The organism is Microcoleus sp. FACHB-831, assembly GCF_014695585.1.
Classification (GTDB): domain Bacteria; phylum Cyanobacteriota; class Cyanobacteriia; order Cyanobacteriales; family FACHB-T130; genus FACHB-831.
In genome coordinates, this window is the sequence record NZ_JACJON010000079.1 from 1 (window position 1) to 19,114 (window position 19,114).

Annotated in this window: 10 protein-coding genes; 3 read left to right on the plus strand and 7 right to left on the minus strand. The window is 46.1% G+C overall.

The window, feature by feature from the left end; translation table 11 throughout:
* Positions 1–263: 263 nt before the first annotated feature.
* From H6F77_RS25375 to H6F77_RS25385, 3 genes are all read right to left on the minus strand, one after another.
* A complete protein-coding gene (locus tag H6F77_RS25375; protein ID WP_190491709.1) occupies positions 264–3,212 on the minus strand; it encodes a glycerol-3-phosphate acyltransferase in 2,949 nt (982 codons plus the stop codon).
* Between the two features lie 11 nt (positions 3,213–3,223).
* Entirely contained in the window at positions 3,224–4,795 is a 1,572-nt protein-coding gene (locus H6F77_RS25380; protein WP_190491710.1) for an MBOAT family O-acyltransferase, read from the minus strand.
* 129 nt (positions 4,796–4,924) lie between these two features.
* Positions 4,925–8,065, minus strand: coding sequence for a DUF1574 family protein (locus H6F77_RS25385; protein WP_190491812.1), 3,141 nt, complete (start codon positions 8,063–8,065; stop codon positions 4,925–4,927).
* A gap of 291 nt (positions 8,066–8,356) precedes the next feature.
* Here H6F77_RS25385 and H6F77_RS25390 point away from each other — a divergent pair, with 291 nt between their 5' ends.
* Both H6F77_RS25390 and ppc read left to right on the plus strand, forming a co-directional pair.
* Complete coding sequence (locus H6F77_RS25390) at positions 8,357–8,560, plus strand: hypothetical protein (protein WP_190491711.1); 204 nt, start codon at positions 8,357–8,359, stop codon at positions 8,558–8,560.
* 218 nt (positions 8,561–8,778) lie between these two features.
* The gene (gene ppc / locus H6F77_RS25395) at positions 8,779–11,901 is read left to right on the plus strand and encodes a phosphoenolpyruvate carboxylase (RefSeq protein WP_190491712.1); all 3,123 of its coding nucleotides are present in this window, start codon (positions 8,779–8,781) and stop codon (positions 11,899–11,901) included.
* Between the two features lie 198 nt (positions 11,902–12,099).
* Here the strand turns inward: ppc and H6F77_RS25400 are convergent, their stop codons facing one another.
* The 4 genes from H6F77_RS25400 to H6F77_RS25415 form a co-directional block, all read right to left on the minus strand.
* Positions 12,100–13,653: a DUF1565 domain-containing protein gene (locus H6F77_RS25400; protein WP_190491713.1), complete on the minus strand. Its 1,554-nt coding sequence runs from the start codon at positions 13,651–13,653 to the stop codon at positions 12,100–12,102.
* A 235-nt stretch (positions 13,654–13,888) separates the two neighbouring features.
* A complete protein-coding gene (locus tag H6F77_RS25405) occupies positions 13,889–16,780 on the minus strand; it encodes a CHAT domain-containing protein (RefSeq protein WP_190491714.1) in 2,892 nt (963 codons plus the stop codon).
* A 254-nt stretch (positions 16,781–17,034) separates the two neighbouring features.
* Positions 17,035–17,622 (minus strand): Uma2 family endonuclease, encoded by a 588-nt coding sequence (locus H6F77_RS25410; RefSeq protein WP_190491715.1) that lies wholly within the window; start codon positions 17,620–17,622, stop codon positions 17,035–17,037.
* 15 nt (positions 17,623–17,637) lie between these two features.
* Positions 17,638–18,219: a hypothetical protein gene (locus H6F77_RS25415; protein WP_190491716.1), complete on the minus strand. Its 582-nt coding sequence runs from the start codon at positions 18,217–18,219 to the stop codon at positions 17,638–17,640.
* 66 nt (positions 18,220–18,285) lie between these two features.
* On the opposite strand from H6F77_RS25415, the gene H6F77_RS28125 reads away from it, so the two are divergent.
* Complete coding sequence (locus tag H6F77_RS28125; RefSeq protein ID WP_190491717.1) at positions 18,286–19,044, plus strand: hypothetical protein; 759 nt, start codon at positions 18,286–18,288, stop codon at positions 19,042–19,044.
* The last annotated feature ends 70 nt before the right edge of the window (positions 19,045–19,114 follow it).

Below are 19,114 nucleotides of genomic sequence, written 5' to 3' on the forward strand. Positions count from 1 at the left end.
CGGACAGCAATGTCTTTCCGTTTTGTCGAGTGGCTGAACCACAATCGGGACGTATTCATCGCGAATATCGCAGCTTTGGGCTTTGTTTGGGCTTGAAATCTGTTTAAGTCCCGTTAAAAGGTTGGCGAAGCACTAACCGTAAAGGAACCAGCGATAAGCCAATCAATGCTAGTACAATACCCAGAATGCTAGCTGAGTTTAATCCGAAATTAACCATAATAAAATTACCTCAACCGTAAAGCCTAATTAGCTTGTTTTTATAATTACAAAATTTCCACTATTCCCCTAGAGCCATCAATTCGCACGCGCTGGCCATCTTGCAATATCTGAGTCGCATTGTGGATATCCATCACTGCTGGGATGCCATATTCACGCGCCACAATAGCACCGTGAGAAAGACGCCCGCCCACTTCCGCGATCAACCCACCAGCACGCGCTAATAGTGGTGCCCAACCAGAATCTGTGTAAGGCACAACTAAAATAGTATCCCGATCTATATCTGGAATTGATTGTAAATTCCGGAGGACTTTTACTATGCCTTCCACCTGTCCGGGGCTTGCACCAATTCCTTGCAAAAGTTCGATATTTTCAAAAGAGGGAGTTGGAAAGTTGAAGATTGAGGCTGGGGGTGCATTGCCGTAAACTAAAGGGGGCACAGGGTCTAAATTGCGGTCTTCTTCGAGGCGATCGCGCCGCTGTTGCACTTGAGAGATGCGATTGCTTAATTGCTCATCGCCGCCAGCAACAAGATGCCGAATTTCAGAGAATTCCAAAAAAAAGATATCCCCAGCTTCAGCAAGCAAACCCCCATCCAGCCAAACATTCTCCAGCGCCACAAAACACCAGCGCAGTTCCGCTAACAGACGACTGTAAACCTCAGTCACCCGCCCCTTAAGATTAAGACGACCCTGCACAAGCCGCACCTTCCCTCCTCTCTTCCCTCTGCTTTCTCCGCGTCTGTGCGGTTCGCTTTGCTTAAAAAACTCAGCGAACATTTCTTTAACCACATGAGGCTCTTCCTTCCAAGTGGGGACAGCAATATCAGTTCCCACTTGACTGAGATAGCCATAACGCTCAAGAAACTGGTCGAAGCGATCTGAGATAGACTGATTTGCAAATAGATCTGCATCAGAATTCGGGACGAGGTTGCGTGCATCAGCAGCGAGTTCTTGGAGCGATCGCAACGAAGCAACTTCCGGACTCTGGCTATTATCCAACTCTGTATCCTTGACTCGCCAAATCGCCTGACGCAACGCTGCACTCAAGGGAGCCATGATGCTGTAGTAAGTAGCCCGCTTCAGTACCGAATGAATCTCGTCCACCCGTTCGAGTAACTCTAGTGGCGATAATGTCGAAGGCGGTTGACTCGCAAGCTTACTCAAAATTGGGGCAAACAGGCGTTTGTAATCTTTCTGGAAATCCTTCTCTAAACTCAGTTCCCTACCCAGTAACCGCATTAATCCCGGTACGTTCCGCAAAGTCGAACCTAACGGCGGTTTGCTAAACTTAGCGCCTAACGTCAGAAACTCCAAACTTTCGGGCGGTAAACCCATACGGCGGAAAATCTGCCCTAGTAGCGTCGCATTGAAGTAAGCGCGGGAATAGTGCAAAGTTGCAGTTTCGTTGAAATCCAACCCACGCGCTTTTTTGCCCAAAACTAGAGTATAAATTTCACCCCAAACGCCGCACGTTAAGGGACGATTTATAGACCAAGTGAGGGGGCGAATTAATCCCGGAATTACCTCAGCGGCAATTTTGCGCGTCCAGATGGGTAGGAGGGTGGTAATGGGACGCGATTGCAAAAGCCACAGTGTCCGACCATCATAACTCCACTCAATATCCTGGGGTACGCCATGATAACGCGCTTCGAGATCTCTGGCTAGAATTGCCACTTGTTTAATTAAGGCTGGTGGTAAATCCCCAGTTCCTTCAACTGCGATCGCGGGTTGTTCGATTTTAGATTTTGGATTTTGGATTTTGGATTGGGGGTTAACCGCTATGTCCTCATCATCCCTAATCTCTTGACCAGCCTCTGAATAGCCGAGTCTGTTGTCCTCAATCGCCTGCTTTGGCACAAAAACGCGGTATTGCTCTGGGGTAACTTGTCCGGAGACAACAGAAGTAGCGTATCCTGGCAATCCCTCGATTATTACTGCATCGCCTTGCTGAGAAATTGGGTCGCGGCTGAAGGCGACGCCAGAGAAGACGCCTTGAATTTGCTTTTGAATAAGAACAGCGATCGCGTCTTCTGGAAGATCGCGATCGCGTCTATATTGAACCGCAGCAGGGTTATCGTAGGAAGCGAGGACGCCATTTATAGCTTCTTGCAATGCTTCCTTGCTTGTTACGTTCAATATGCTTTCATACTGACCAGCCGCAGACGCATACTCTGAATCTTCCCCAATAGCTGAAGAACGCACCACCAGGGGTTCTTGATCGGAAGGCTCTACAGATTCTATCAGCGGTGCAGGATCGTCACCTGGAGCAAGCACCCATCCAGTTGGCACGGGGTATCCCCAGCGCTTGAGTTGCGATAAAGTCGCTGCTTTTTGGCCTACTTTATTGGCATCTAGCAGTGTATCGAGAGAGATTAGGGCTTTATCGCCGCGAAAGAAACGAAACACAGGTTGAGTATTTGTAGAAGCTTGTTCGGGACGGAGGTCTAGATCATCGGGAATTTTCTGATAGATCCCAGCAATGAAGCTGCACAATGCGATCGCCGCGATAATTCGCCCTGGTTCGTGCGGGTGCAAGAGGACAACCATTAAGCTTACCAGAACTAAAATAGCCAGCCGTCCCTGCTGCTTTTCTCGCCAAATTGTAAAGCCAACTCCCCCAATCAAAAATACAAATAGCGCCACCCTCCAATCATGGACAACAAAACCCCAAACAACATTTGTTGTCCCAGCACCTCTACCCACCCAATATCTACCAGCAACAAGAGCAATTAGGGCAATTAACTCCCAAGCAGGTTCGCTAGGAAATAATCCCCTCGCCAGTAAAACAGCCGCAATTCCCTTACCAGCTTCGGAAAGCACCGCCAGAATACCCGCAATGTTTCCCCCGTGATAAAACGCAGCCGACACGCTGACATTACCAGTTCCCAGCCTTGCCAGGTTTTGCTCTGTGAGAGCATAAATAATCCAGCGAATTAAGGGTAGCCCCCCCAATAAAGGGCAGACTATGAAAATGAGTAGCGCTCCCCAAACCATAATTTTGGTAGCTAAAAATCAAAATAAATAAAAGGCGAACCACCTGTAGGAGCTAACACCCAGACAGTATAGAGACACATGGGTACTAGCAGCAGCTTGAGAGGCCAATTTAACTGTAACTTCAGCCCTCGTTGTACGATGTAGGCCACACCCATCAACGCTACCAGAAAAATCAAAAGTAGAGACAGCTGAAATTGATCCAAACGGATCGCTTCACCGTAAACCTTTTGAGCAAACTGAATATCAGCATTATGACCCCAAAGGTGCTGAACTACCCAAACGGAATCTTTAAGATTGGGAAGCTTGAAAAATATCCATGACGTAAAGACCATTAACTGAGTCAGCAGCCAAGCTACAACTACACCAGGGATACTTTGCCACCAATTTTGAGCTAATTTAAACTTGTTGGATACTGCTTCTGTAAGTCGGTGAACTACTAGCGCTAAACCGTGAAGCCCGCCCCAGACAACAAATCCCCAGGCTGCTCCGTGCCAGATACCAGCAATTAGCATAACAATCAGCAGGTTTAGGCAAGTTCTACCTAAACCCCGGCGCGAACCACCAAGGGGAAAATAAAGGTAATTACGCAACCAATCTCCCAAAGTCATGTGCCAGCGCCGCCAGAACTGGGCAATGCTGGTACTAAAGTAAGGAAAATCAAAATTTTCAGGTAAATTTATACCCAGCAGGATGGCACTGCCTCTCGCCCAGTCAACATAACCGCTAAAATCCAGATAAATTTGCAGCCCGTAGGCGAACATCGCCAGCCACAAATCAACGCTACCCGCCCGCTGTAAGTTGCCGTTACCCCAGATTAGATCGACAATAAAAGCCAAATTATCAGCCAAAAGTGCTTTTTTAACAGCACCACAAGCTATTAACCAAAATCCTTCAGTAAACTGGTCGAGGGTGGGAAATTGCAAGGCTTTCATTTGGGAGGCAAAGTAATGAAAGCGAGTTATCGGCCCAATAATTAGTTTGGGAAAAAATAACTTATAAGCAGCAAAATCGAGAAATTTCTTAGTTGCTGGCGCACCGCGATAGACATCAATTAAGTAAGCGATGCACTCGAAGACGAAGAAACTTAGCCCCAAAGGAACAACTAAGTTAGCTCCAACCCAAGTTGCGCTATCTTCAGCAATTTGCCAATTAAAAATACCTGCGATGGAGTTTAAGAAAAATGGTACATACTTGAAGCCCACCAGCAAAATAATATTGAGGACTATACCCAGCCATAAGAAGTTCAGGCGGCGACGATTCCAAACAGCTTGGACTTTCTGCCAATCTTCATTGGAGATCCTCTGGTCTATAGCTTGCTGTCCTAGTGCGGCATTTGCTCCGATTGCTTTTCCCAGCCGGAAGTTAATGAATGTAATAACAACTAATAAGGGGACGTAAGCGACTTGCAAGGATGCATAGAAGATAAGGCTGGCAATCAAAAGAATCCACATCCGCTTAGATTGGGATGCTGAGGAAGGAGCATCTTTTGCACTCGTCCTAGTTTGGCTAACGCTACGCACCGACCAATAAACTCCCAGTACACCGATTAGAAATAGGGCGTAAATGATTGAAAGAAAGTTCATTATAAATTGCGAATTGGCGAAAGGGGAATTGGGAATTGGCTAGCGGAAGTAAAGTTAATATGCAAAACTAAAATGTTCTTTTTAAATTTTGCGTTTTGCTTTTTATTGTTTATTTATCCCCCTTAGATGTTATTTACTAGGCCAGGGAATCATCGGGTCTTGAGCTAGTTGGTTGGAGACTTCATAAGCACCATAGCGGTTAAGGTGGCTGGGGTCAGAAAAGAAGTCGTTTTTAGTAGGCCAAAGCTGGCTTAAGTCTCTGTAGATTAATCCCTTTTGTTCCGCTATTTCCCTCATGTGCAGTTGAAATTTTTGCTCGTGCTGCGTGCGTATTGGGTCTAAGTATTCTTGGGTGAGAGGCAAGTTAACAAAAACCAGAGGAACCCCACGCTCCTGCACAAATTGGAGGAGAGAGTCTAAAGCTTCGTCTTGCTTACCAAAAAGTTGGAATGATTCATAATCTCCGTCATGATCGCCGCTGACGCGGGCATATTTTTGATAGTAAGAGGTGGGTAGAAAGCGAACTGATAAGGGGAGAAAGCCATCAAAATCAATTTCGTTTTCAAGGAGCAAATTCTCTTCGTTGTTGGTGGAATTTTCGGCTTTTGGAGCGATCGCTCTATTTGCTGCCAATTGTTTAAAACCTTCGCGCAATATAGTTTTGAGTTGGTCGCGTTGAGGATAAGTTGACGAAATCTGAGATAGTGCTTGATTAAGGCTTCCCTCAACCATCTGATAGCTAGATGTCAAACTTGCATCTTCACTTGCAGGCGAATTTGTTTGTCCCAAAGAGGAAGCTTGCGCCGCCATTAAAGAGCGACTTGGGGTTATATTGCTTTGATTGCTTTTGGGGAAAGTCCCGGCATTTAGTTGCTGGTAGCCTGGAGAGGCAGCGATCGCTTTGTATGTCATATCAGTCCGCCCGCTGTTAAACGCACGCGCCCCATCTGCCCAAATAATCACTTTGGGCATCTGCTCTGCTGTCAAAATCTGGCGTATTATCAAATCGACGACTTGGGCTGTAGCGCCGTTGACTCCAAAGTTAAACACATCAACATTGGGGAAGCCAGCATCGGCAAGAGCAGCAGAAAGCGCTGTAGGGTCAATACCGCGCATTGCCCGCGAACTGCCAACTATAAGCACGTCTGGAGGCTTACCCCGCTTCTGTAGCAGGCGTTGTTGGTAGAGAGCCAACTTTTCATCTAGCATCCGGTTGTTGAAAGAAGGGTTGAGCGATCGCGCACTCGCTAAAATTGCCGCTGTTGCTCCGCTTTTGCGCCCTGAAGCTCTTAAATTGCCTTTCTCGCTTTTTATTACAATGACGCTGGTTTCACCATTTTTTGTAAATCCTGTTCGGTTGAAAACTTTAGCGTTATTACCCCTAGATTGTTTTTGCAAAGACAGTTGGGGTATCGCTACAGATTCTAAGGTTTCTTCCTTTTGCACAGGCTTACCAGAAATTGCCTGTTCTTCTTGCCTTTGCAACACCTGACCCATTAACCAATCAGACTGTAGCGTTAACAATAAACCCAACGTGCCCCACACCAAGACTGTCTTTACTCCATCGCCAGCAGAATTATTAGTGACGAGGGTGCGGCTTGGAGTTTTCCATGCATTGTCTGATGCTGTGGAAACAAATAATTGCGTATAGCACAGCCATTCGCGGAATATTGCACTGGACGTGGCAACCCACCTGTTAAAGCGGGAGTTGAAGTTTTCTTTGGCGATCGCGCTCGATGTTTCGACCTCTTCTTTAACCTTAGCCGCCGTCGGGTCGTCGCTGCTTACATCGCTGGCTGCAAACTCTACTGGCTGCAAATCCGGCTGAGGAAGCCGCCCTCTGCTGACAAAATCAACTCCGTAATTCCACAAAGGTGATGATAGCCCAGCCCGCCGCCCATAGACTCGCACGCCCACTATTCCTCGAATCCCCAACTGGCGCACAAATTTAGCGATAGGCGCCCCTACTTGATTTTGGACGGGACAGCACACGGCCTCCGTCATAATATGCAACAAGTCTTGTTTTTTGGTGATTTGGACGCGAATGCCACCAGTGGCAAGCCGCCCATCCATGTCGGGATTCAGCAAGCGCTGTAGCAAAAATAACAACGCTCCTTGGTCTCCCTGAGCCGCCAGTGCAAGGGCGGTTTCGGCTAAAGCGGGATTTTTTGCGGCTGGTAAATTCAGCCACTCGATCCAGATGGGCGTTTCCTGGTCGGGTACAGGCGTTTTCTTATGTGCTTCGACCCCATAAACCGCCGCTGCCTGAATGCCTTGAGGCTCAATCGCCTCTAGGACGGGAGCTAGAGCATCTATAATGGTTGCCCTATCGGGAGCTTTGGGTGTATTTGTGATGTCAAGGGTATGGCTACAAAATAAATGCAACGTGACATCTTTGAGGACAGCTCGCAGTTCTATGTCGTGTGGAGCTAATTTTTGATTGAGCAGCCGCGCGATCGCCTGTATATCTCCCCAACGTGCCCAATCTTTGAGCATTTCTTCTGGAGGAGTTAGATCCACCCGCAGCACCCAATCAGGGCTGGCTTCACCACTCACTTGGCTCTTGATCGCCGCATCGCAGAATCCCTCCAAATTAAGATTCCGCAACCTAGAAGCTACTGTTTCGGCCAGTAAAGATTGATCGGGGCTGTAGTCAGAATCGCAGACAACCCACAGACGCCGGGTCGGGGGTTGAGATTTTTCTGTTACCTGTCCTTTGGGAAGGTTCTGGATTACGACCTTGACGCTTACTCCCATAGGGCTTAAGCCTTCGCTGAGATAGCGGGCGATCGCCTCGGTAGAGCCAGATCTGGCAAGAGTTTCATTAGAAATAAGCAAAGCCGAACCATTGGCCGTGGGTATAGATCCGCCGCCTGATGGAGCAGTAAAACCATTTGCCGGGGCGGATGGCGCTTCCATAAGTCGCCCTTCGTCGAGGGCGCGATCGCTAGCTGTCTCTACAAGCTGAATTGGCTCTATCCATTCTGGACGCTGGCGACCCGCGATGCGACCGTAAAGTATTATCTGGTATACGGGGCGACCAGGGTCGCTGGGAACCTGCCCATCTGTAGCATCGAGCGCTTGGAGTATCCTGGTTACGACCGTTGCCGACGAAGGACACTGGAAATCTGATTCACAGAGAATATGCAGGTCGTTACCCCGCAACCGGGTTCGCAGACGCAAGCCCTTAGATTCACCGATGGCCTGGTAAACCCAGTGGGCAATTGACGACTTATGGCGTGTGTGGTCGCGCTGATTGACATCCAACATCACAGACGTAGGGGCGGTTTTGGTGTTTGACGTTTACAATAACATTTGTTGTCTTGACGGCTAGACCCGCAGATCCAGCAAGCCGGATCTTGGGGCGGAAAAGCGCGTTCGAGTAAGACAATAACATTTGTTGTCTTGAGAGTTAAACCTGCACGGGCAGACTTTGGGCTTTAAAGATTAGACTTTAAACATTAGACACTAGAAGTGTCCGCATTCCCTAGTCGATACGGTTATAGGCGCGTGCGGTTATAGGGCGATGCAACCCAATCAAAAAAGCTAGAGGAAATTTCAGTGACGCAGCCCAAGTTTCCATTTACCACAGAATGTTTGCTATCTTTGGCGACGGGTCCCTTACTACTTGGCGTTCTAGCAACCAAGGCGCTAGCTGAATGCTTAGACGCAGCGGGTGCGGCAAGTGAGGAAGTTTTTCGGGGCGATCGCTTGCCCGTCCTCCACTTCCCCCACAAGGGACAGCAGTCTAACGACTCACCTTAAGCAAGCAAAGGGCGAGAGTAGCCTAAAAGTCCAAATTGCCAAGTCTGGAGTCTTAGATAAGTCGCAAAGTGGGAGGATAAAAACACCCTTCTTTGTAGATACACCGATTTAGCGCGTCTCCCAGTCCCTAGAAAAAACTGATTGGTGTTCGCCACAAACGACTCCCGGCCACAATAGCCTTTAAAATGGATCATCTTTGTTGAGCAAGAACCAGTTGTATGAGTTCCCTACTCCAGTCATCCGATCAAATTACGGTACTATCTACCACCCAACTGTTTCTGCGCCATCGCCTCAAAGTTGTGGAGGATTTGTGGGAATTTGTTCTGCAACAGGAGTGCGGGCAGGAACTGGTCGATCTGCTCAAGCAACTGCGCGATCTGTGTTCGCCTGAAGGACAGGCTACTGACTTTCCAGAGTCGTCAGTCCCGAAGGTGATCGAAAAGCTTGACCTCAACGAAGCTATTCGTGCCTCCCGCGCCTTTGCCCTTTACTTCCAGCTGATTAATATTGTCGAACAGCACTACGAACAGCGCGATCAACAGCTTTCCCGACGTGCGACTTACAGCTATCCGGGTGCATTAAAACCACAGGGAACGCCAAAGCCCAGTATCGCCAACGTGCCGATGGATGGAGCCGAAAATAAAGAACAGGAAAACGGATCGAGCAAGCTAGCACCTTCGAGCGATCCGGGTGCCCATTTGTTGGAAAAAAGCTGGCATCATGACCCGAACGAAGAAGAAAAACTGGGTACTTTTCATTGGCTGTTCCCCCACTTGCGTGCGCTGAACGTTCCACCTCAGCAAATCCAACGGCTAATTGACAATCTCGATATCCGGTTAGTTTTCACCGCTCACCCAACGGAAATTGTCCGCCACACCATCCGAGGCAAACAGCGGCGCATGGCCAAAATTTTGCAACAGATGGATCAGGCAGAGGAAGCATTTAGAGCTTTGGGACTTACTACTTCGTGGGAAGCAGAGTCTTTGCAAGAACAGCTAACTGAAGAAATTCGCCTGTGGTGGCGCACTGACGAACTGCACCAGTTCAAGCCTACAGTCCTCGATGAGGTGGACTACACTCTCCACTACTTCCAAGAAGTTTTGTTCGATGCCATTCCTCAACTTTATACAAGGCTGAAAAAAGCTCTGGGCGCCGCTTTCCCTTGGCTAAATCCTCCCTCAAACAATTTCTGCTACTTCGGCTCTTGGGTGGGTTCAGACCGCGATGGCAATCCGTTTGTTACGCCTAAAGTAACTTGGGAAACTTCTTGCTATCAACGCGATTTGGTGCTGGAAAAGTATCTCCAGTCCGTGCGGCAGTTGACGAGTTTGTTGAGCCTCAGCTTGCACTGGAGCGATGTTTTGCCAGAACTGCTGGAATCTTTGGAGCAGGATCGGCAGACGATGCCAGATGTTTATGAAAAGCTGGCTATTCGTTATAGGCAAGAACCTTATCGGCTGAAACTAGCGTATATACTTTCGAGGCTGGAAAATACGCGCGATCGCAACCTCCAACTCTACAATGGTTCGGCAATCCGCAGCCCCGAGTCGGCAGTAGGTCGTCGCCAGTCGGAACTCAGCCGCCGCGAAATGCCCGATCCTCACGCTGCTTGTGTTTACCGCTCTGGATTGGAGTTCTTGACAGAGCTTAAACTAATCCAGCGCAATCTTAAGGAGACGGGGTTGAGTTGTAGCGACCTGGAAAATTTAATCTGCCAGGTGGAAATCTTTGGCTTCAATCTGGCTCACTTAGATATTCGCCAGGAAAGCACGAGACACGCGGATGCGCTTGCAGAGGTTGTGGAATATCTGCAAATTCTGCCTAAGCCTTACAACGAACTATCTGAGGCAGAGCGATCGCTGTGGTTGGCAACGGAACTGCAAACCAAACGCCCGCTGATTCCAGGCGAATTGCCGTTTTCTGAAAAAACCTGCGAAACCATTGAAACTTTCCGCACGGTGCGGAAAATGCAGCAGGAGTTTGGCCCAGAAATCTGCCAAACTTACGTGATCAGCATGAGCCACGAAGCCAGCGATGTTCTAGAAGTGTTGCTGCTGGCTAAGGAATGCGGCCTGTACGACCCTGCAACAGGCACGAGCAGCATACAGGTAGTGCCGCTGTTTGAAACCGTAGAAGACTTGAAGAAGGCTCCTACGGTGATGCGATCGCTATTTGAATTGCCCTTGTATCGCGCTGCTCTTTCGGGAGGCTATAGCAGTGTAGAAAAATCCCATACAATTTCTCTACAAGAGGTGATGTTGGGTTACTCCGACAGCAACAAAGATTCGGGTTTCTTGAGCAGTAACTGGGAAATCCATAAGGCTCAAAAAGCTTTGCAGCAAATAGCTGAGGAGTACGGCGTTGCTCTACGCATCTTTCACGGACGTGGCGGAAGCGTTGGTCGCGGCGGTGGCCCCTCTTATGAAGCTATCCTCGCTCAACCTGGCCACAGCATCAACGGTCGCATCAAGATTACGGAACAGGGTGAGGTACTTGCTTCTAAATACTCGCTACCAGAGTTGGCTTTATACCATCTGGAGTCGGTAACTACGGCTGTAATTCAAGCTTCTTTGCTGCGAACGGGGTTTGATGATATTCAGCCTTGGAACGAAATCATGGAGGAGTTATCCACGCGATCGCGCAGCCACTATCGCGACCTGATCTACGAAAATCCCGACTTAGTAGATTTCTTCCACTCCGTCACCCCCATCGAAGAAATCAGCCAACTGCAAATTAGCTCCCGCCCAGCACGTCGCGGCGGGAAAAAAGATTTAAGCAGTCTCCGAGCCATTCCTTGGGTATTCAGTTGGACGCAAAGCCGCTTCTTGTTACCGAGTTGGTATGGGGTGGGTACGGCGTTACAAGAGTTTTTGGATGAGGAACCAGAGGAACACCTCAAGCTGCTGCGCTATTTTTATTTCAAGTGGCCTTTCTTTAAGATGGTTATCTCCAAGGTGGAAATGACTCTTGCAAAGGTGGATATGCAGATGGCTAGCCACTATGTACGCGAGTTATCGCGACCTGAAGACCAAGAGCGTTTTCAAGCCTTGTACGAGCAGATTATCAAGGAATTCCACCTCACCCGCGATTTAGTCCTCTCCATCGCTGGAAACAAACGCCTTTTGGATGGCGATCCAGTCCTCCAGCGGTCTGTGCAGTTACGCAACGGTACGATTGTGCCTTTGGGTTTCTTGCAAGTTTCCTTATTGAAGCGCCTGCGTCATCATGGCAAACAGGTAGCTTCCGCCGTCATCCAGTCTCGTTATAGTAAGGGCGAGTTGTTGCGCGGGGCGCTGTTGACTATCAACGGTATTGCTGCTGGGATGCGAAATACAGGCTGACGATTTTAGATTTTAGATTTTGGATTCTAGATCCAATCCAAAATCTAAAATCTAAAGTACAGATATTGAATAAAAACGTGCTGTAAAATCCACCTCGATAACACCTCTTTAGGTGTGGCTTTGGCTGAGACATTAACAGAGCGATCGCTATCGGTTCAGATACCCGACTTCTTAGAGAAGTCGGGTATTTCGCCCATCTTATAAAGCACCTATATTCGGCGCATATCCAGTGAATGGCAGTCCAACATTTACCCCAGCATCCAATAGAATGCTCTTGCGAGATGGTGCATAAAATGGCCGGGGAATTGAACCAGAGTTATTAAATCCGGGATTACCAGCTTTATTATTTCTAATTATAAAATTGGTAGGTTTAGTTGCTCCCCAATTAGTCCATACACCCGTCAACTTTACTCTTGGGTTATAGAACAAGTTGTTAGAGAAAGTAACATTTTTCAGTGTCTTGGTATCGCCTCCCATCATAATATATCCTGAATCGGTAAACACGTTGTTTCGGATATCTAAACCATCAACCACCCCTTGAGTGTTGCTGAGATTAATAGCCGAAGTTTTGAACCCAATCAGCGTATTATTATAGATTTTGGTGGTTTTGATATATTGTCTGTCGGCGGGTTTAAGTACTATGAATCCATGTCTATTATTGCCGCTGACAACTACGTTGTGATGCACTAAATTATTAGAAGGGCTGCCCCTTTCCCAGATAGCAATTCCATAAGAACCGGGGTTTTTAATGTAATTATTATAAATTTCCATATCTGACGCCGCAGCTTCGATAGCGAGATACTCCTCACCAGTGTCAGATTGAATAATTTGGTTATCATGAACTTTGACGCTGCGCTTACCCGATCCTTTGTTTCCATAGCCAAAGGAAAACCAGTTGTTTGTTTTAACTTTATAAACTTCACTGTCGTCAAAAGTATTCCACAGTTCTATAGAGATCGCCCGCCTATTATGACTTCCTTTATCTGCTACATTGATTGTGCTGTTAGTTATTTTGATATTTTTAAACCACCCTCCTTTAAACTGTTTAATCCCGTGACCGAATTTGGGGTTATTGATGGTAATATTATCGAATCTTGCCCCATCTAAAGCGGCAATCATTAATGCCCCTGAACTCCAACCGCCTTTATTTTCGCCACAATTAGTAATTTGAGTGTTTGTAACAGAAATTCCTTTTACCCAAATAGAAGGGGGAGTTGTACCCTCTTTCTGACGATTGTCTACGCCTCCTACAAATAAGCAGGTAAATTTTATATTTTTTAAATGTATATCGTCAATTTTTACATTGTGACGGTTGGTGATAGAGATTCCCCTTTCTAATGAATTGTTCTGTCCATCAATAGAAAATCTTCTTAGACGTTGGTTGCCTAATTCACGGTTTGAATCCAAGCGAATTAAAGTGCGATCGCCTGATAAATTCTTTGCTATTAAAACAGTAGTTTCGCTACTTTCGCCTTCCAAATTTACGCCTGGTGGTAGATCGATAGTTCGGGTTTCCACAAAAGTTCCCCTGTTCATATGAATTGTGTCGCCCTTCTTGGCACGAGATGTAGCAAACGCTACAGTTTTCCAAGGTGAAGACTTCGAGCCATTATTATTGTCGCTGCCATTGGGATCTACATAATAGGTTCTGCCTGCAAAAGCTATATTCTGGGAAGCTGCTTGGGTGACTAACGCCCCGATTGCGCCAGCAAACGATGTACAAAGAAGAAGGGTAAATGCAATTTTTTTCATTTTGGCTGAAATTTTTACTAATGTGCCTGCGTACCGCTGTATTTCCTGGGATGATTGTGGCAAATATAGCGAAAAATATAGAAATTGTCATTAGCACGAACGGTTATTGAGGGTTAGCGATCGCAACCCTAAAACTTAGGGCGAATTTTGATAAAATTCATTATCAGGAAATTTCATAAAAAGCGATCGCACTGCTGTAGAGATTAACATAGCAGCGATCGCCCAGCAAATGCATTTACCGCGCATCGCCAATTAGTATCAAAGGCGACCAAAAATAAGGATGGCTGTTAATTTGGCTGAGTTTTGCCCCACGCAATGCCTCACCTTTGTCCATGCCTTTTTTCAGGTTTTGATAGAACGCAACCATAACATCTTTCATCGCATTGTCTTCGCCACTCCAAAGACTGGCAATAACCGCTTTAGCACCAGCGCGTTCAAAGATATAGGCAACTCCGGCAATTTCTTCACCATTAGAGTTAGCTTCCTGGGCAGTTTGACAAGCACTGAGGGTCAAAAGTTCAGTGTTTTTTAATCCCAACAAAGCAGCATCAGCAATATTAAATTGTTGATTATTGGCAAATAGAATAGTATTCGACTGCATATCTAACTTGCCAGATTCTTGGCAATCTTTAGATTCCCGCAGACAGCAGCCTTCTGGTTGGAAACAGCCGTGAGTCGCTAAGTGCAGGAAAGCAAAGCGGGGTGCTTGGGTTTTGAAGGTGTCGAGAGTGGCGCGATCGCCGATGTAGACTTCACCCGGCAAAGCTGTAAAAATATTGGTAATACTGTTAACTTCTGCCTCTGCTGCATTCAGAGCAAACGGTTTAACTGGGACAGGATTTCCTAGTGCTAAAACGCGAGGAGTACGCCCAAGAATAATCAAAAATGCGGCACTACCTAAGACGATAACCAATAAGCCACTAGCGATGATACCAAACTTGCGCCAAACCCAGAAAGTGAGGATAGTTAAAATAGCGATCGCAGCAATACCTTCTAGAGATGCTGCATTCAACGTTTTTACAGATTGCCAGGAACGATTAGAAAGGCGCGTGAGATAGTTGACAGGATATTTCTCGATCAGGTATTTGCCAGTTTGGGAATCGCGTAGGGTTTCAAAGGGGATATAGCGCAGTTTCCCAGATGTAATTATGCTCAGTTGAGTAGGCGATTGTGCCTGAATTTTGTCTTCAACGGGACGAAGTAGGATGTCGTAAAGTTTCGTACTGGTTACGGGGTAGTCTGTATTTTTGCGGTCTTGTAATTGGTCGCCGTAATCTTTGACCAGTTTATCAAATTCTGTATAATTAATCGTTTTTTTAGTAACGGTTACTTTATCTTTAGTCAATACAAAAATAGCAATATTATTCGGTAGATTGTTCACGCCTGTCAGCAATACGGGGTGAACAATTACGGTTCCTGGTGGGATAGAGGATTGTAGCTGGGCAATATCTGTGGGTTTGGTTTCAAATAATTCGGCTACTTCAGGAAATTGGCGGGATATATCTTCAGCTTGCTTAAAAACTTCAGCCTCTACTTCCCGCATTTGTCGGGAACGCTCGTTGGAAAAATTATCTTGTAATTGGTTATATAAAAATTGAAGTTGCTGATTTTTTTGGTTCCACTCGTCAATTGCTTTCTGTGCTTCTGGGTTGGCAATTTTAGCGTTAACTAGGCGAGTGTAGTCAACAAGTTCGGCAGTAGTTACGCGGTTAATCCATTCATAGGCTTTAGCGGGTTGATTTTGGTCGATGAGGAGAGAGGTGAGGGCGATCGCTGTTCCTGCGTAATCCAGGTAAAAACTTTTTCTGTTTTCCCGCTGTAAACTACCCCGCATTTCTAAGCTAATGTCGAGAGATTTTTCATACTGGGTGATAGCTTCATTCGGTTGGTTTATATGTTCGTAAAGTGCGGCAATATTACTTAGAGTGTTAACTTCCCCAGAGCGATTTTGCAATTCCCTGACGATCGACAAAGCTAGGTTATAAACTTTCAATGCCCGCTGTGGTTGCCCAATATTCTTGTAGACGATACCAATATTATTTAAGGTTGCAGCCTCCCCAGAGCGATTGCTGACTTCTTTGCAGATAACTAGCGCTTGGTTATATAATTCTAATGCCCGTTGCGGTTGCCCGATGTCATCGTAGACGCCTGCAATATTATTCAGCGTCGTAGCTTCTTCCCTCCGCTGCCTAATGTCTCTGACTAGCTGCAAGGCTTGGCTGTATAGTTCTAAAGCTTGTTGGGTTTGCCCAATATCCCTGGAGATTAAAGCGATATTATTTAGGACTGTAGCTTCCCCAGAACGATCTCGCAATTGCCTGTATATCGACACAGCTTGTACGTAAAACTCAATCGCTCGGTCTAGTTTCCGGATGTCATTGTAGAACCCACCAATACTATTCAGCGTGCTGGCTTCCCCCCTCCGATCTTTTACTTCCCTGCGAATTGTCAAAGCTTTGTTGTAGTAGTCCAACGATTGTTGAAATTGTCCGATGGAGCGGTAGACTTCGCCGATATTATTCAGCGCTCCAGCTTCCTTATCGCGATCTTTCATATCTTTGAGAATAGGCAAACTTTGCTTGAAAAACTCTAATGCCAGTTGGGGTTGCCCCGTCTTTAGGTAAACAACACCTATATTATTCAATGTGGCAGCTTCCCCAAGTTTATCGCCAACTTTTATAGAGTTTGGCAAAGCTTGGTTGAAAAATTCAAGCGCTCGTTGCGGCTGTCCAATCGTGCTGTAAACGCCACCAATACTATTTAAAACATCAGCTTCTTCACCTCGTTCAACAAATCCTCTAGCAACAGTGAGAGCTTGATCGTAGTATTTTAGTGCTTGTTCGGGTTGACCATCATTGGCATAGTTGTGACCAATCCATAGAAATGCGTAATATTCAAGATCCTTGGCTTGCCTTGTTCGGGCAAGTTCTAGAAGCTGCTGCCATGTTTTTACCGCTTTTAGGTGTTGCCCTTGCTCCTGCTGTTGACCTGCTTGGATGATAAGTGTATAAAGTCTTTCCTTGTAAGAATCTTGAGTTTGTCCCCAGCTAGGTTGAGCTATCAGCGTCACACTCAGAGGAGCCAAATTAATGCCTACCGCCAAAATACTGCTGAGGAGTCGTTTCATAATGTTGAATGATATCGCGCAAATGTTTTAAAATTCTTCAGAAAGCGATGCACTATTAGATTAGGTGATGCAGGCGTTCTAAGATTTACTCATAGCATTCTCCGTCTGATGTGAGCCTGTCACCTTTGTATTTTGTAGGTTGGGTTGAGGCACGAAACCCAACCCTCTGGTGTGTTCTGTTGGGGTCTGCTATCGCTCTACCCAACCTACGGTTTGTTGCTTGCAAAACTGATATGCTGCCCCGTCTAATTATCTCATTCTTCACTTATATCAAAATTAACTCGTTCGTAAATTTCACTCAAGGGAATTTCCAACTCTAGCGAAGCTAGCGCTAACACTGCATCACTCGATTCATAATCAGTTAACAGCCATTTCCCATCGGCAGTTTTGGCAAAGTGTTCTATATGAAATTTATATTGGTCAATCAGGATATATTCCCTAAATTCAGGAAGTGACCGATAATATTCAAACTTCTCCGCCCTATCGTAGTTCTTAGTTGATTTTGATAAAACACTGGCGATCGCCCTTGGATTGGTAATTGTATCTGTGCGCGTACCATCAAACACTGGCTCTCCCTCAATTACCATCACATCTGGATAGAAGTAGAGGCGATAACGCGGTATCCACAAGCGTAAATCATTGAGAAAAACCTCATAAGGGTGGCCTTGAAGCGCAACATCTAAAATCCTGGCAAAATTTCGCACTATCCGATTGTGATTGATTGATGCACCTGTCATTGGAACTATCTCTCCATCTCTGTACTCATTTTTGTATTCAGCAGCTTCCTCTAGTTCCAAATATTCTTCTGGAGTGTAATAGCGTTGTTGTGTTTGGGTTTGCATATTCTCTTACTCAATTTAGTTACCTTGCCGCTCGAACTTTAGTACCTCGATCGTCATTTTCCCGGAAGTAGAATTAAACGACATTTTATCTACCACGAACACGAGATGTGTCGCCGTTTGAATTCCTAAAATTTTGTCTGTAACAACCCCAGATGCAGTTAGTTTCACTTTAGCTGCACCAGTTTTAGGATCTTGCAGTGTAAAATCACTCAGCGGAATTTCCGACCAAGTTTCGCGATCGCTTGTAGATGACTTATCCTCACCCCGGATCGGCATCTTTACATTACTGGAATACTGGATGTCGCCTTTAAAAGTCACTTTTTCAACATCTGCGATCGCAACTGTTGCAGTTCTACCGCTTCCCTCAATCTTTAACTGTTTCCCATCTATCGCTGTCAATCTACCAGACTTAGGCTCACCCTTCTTCAGCACCACTTCCGCCACAGTTGGCAATAATACGGGAATCGGTGCATCTTTTTGTACATTAATCGCCTCAGCCGATTTGTTGCGATCGCTTAACCGTTGGCGATCGCACCCCGCTAACCCAATAATTGCAGCAAACAGAGCAACAACCAACACCTTGAAAAATACTTTCATATCTGCAACAGCAACTTGTAGTGCCTTACACTTTAACTGTAGCTCAGGCCAATTTGGAGACTGCTTGTGTCCCAGACTCCCCAACCCACAAACGAACCCAGCATTTTAGCCAAGTTTGCCAGTATATTAACTTTGCTGGGTGCTGCGCTCTACTTTACAGGCTGGATATATCGCTGGTCTTACTTCAGCTTCTTTCAGCTAGAAGTGACAACCCTTGATTTACCCTTAGAATCATTTCTTTTCGTTCCTATCCAGGTATTCGTGGGTAGTTTCTGGGCATTTTGCAAAACAGTTTTTGTTACTGCGATCGCTGTTAGCCTGATTCTATTAACTTTACGAGTAATTCAGAAACAAAAATTTATTCCCATCAGTTTTAAAAACTCTATTCTAGATGAGACAATAATAGTAATTTGGGTCTTAATTGCTCTGTTTTGGCTAGCTCGATGGCAAGGTGAAGCAGATGCTTGGCGGGATGCCGTTAATGATACTTCCAACCGACCTGTTGTTACTTTTGTAACTCCTATAGGCAAAGTAGGATTAGGCCGCAAACCTGACGATCTGCTCGCCAAACCATCCTTACCTGAATTCCGGATTATTGGCGATGCAGGTTTATTAGATAGTTTGCGGGGAAGAGAAACCAACGATACCGCAAATCCAGCCAAGCCCGTTGTTTGGCGCTTACTCGTGAAGCACAACGGTCAATTTTATCTGTTCCTGGCGCTACCTCCAAAAGCTGATAGCAACCAGCGCCCACCAGTTTTAATGATTCAAGAAAGTAGCAACGGCGACCAGTTGATGATTCTTAGCCCTCAAGTATCTAAGTAAAAGGCAGAAGGTTTTGCCTTTTTATGTCTGCTAGCCGCAATTCGGCATTTAACGTTTAATTATGTCCATC

Coding starts and splice junctions, on each gene's coding strand:
- H6F77_RS25375 (WP_190491709.1), bottom strand. CDS start 3,212: ATGGTTTGGGGAGCGCTACTCATTTTCATAGTCTGCCCTTTATTGGGG.
- H6F77_RS25380 (WP_190491710.1), bottom strand. CDS start 4,795: ATGAACTTTCTTTCAATCATTTACGCCCTATTTCTAATCGGTGTACTG.
- H6F77_RS25385 (WP_190491812.1), bottom strand. CDS start 8,065: ATGTTGGATGTCAATCAGCGCGACCACACACGCCATAAGTCGTCAATT.
- ppc (WP_190491712.1), top strand. CDS start 8,779: ATGAGTTCCCTACTCCAGTCATCCGATCAAATTACGGTACTATCTACC.
- H6F77_RS25400 (WP_190491713.1), bottom strand. CDS start 13,653: ATGAAAAAAATTGCATTTACCCTTCTTCTTTGTACATCGTTTGCTGGC.
- H6F77_RS25405 (WP_190491714.1), bottom strand. CDS start 16,780: ATGAAACGACTCCTCAGCAGTATTTTGGCGGTAGGCATTAATTTGGCT.
- H6F77_RS25410 (WP_190491715.1), bottom strand. CDS start 17,622: ATGCAAACCCAAACACAACAACGCTATTACACTCCAGAAGAATATTTG.
- H6F77_RS25415 (WP_190491716.1), bottom strand. CDS start 18,219: ATGAAAGTATTTTTCAAGGTGTTGGTTGTTGCTCTGTTTGCTGCAATT.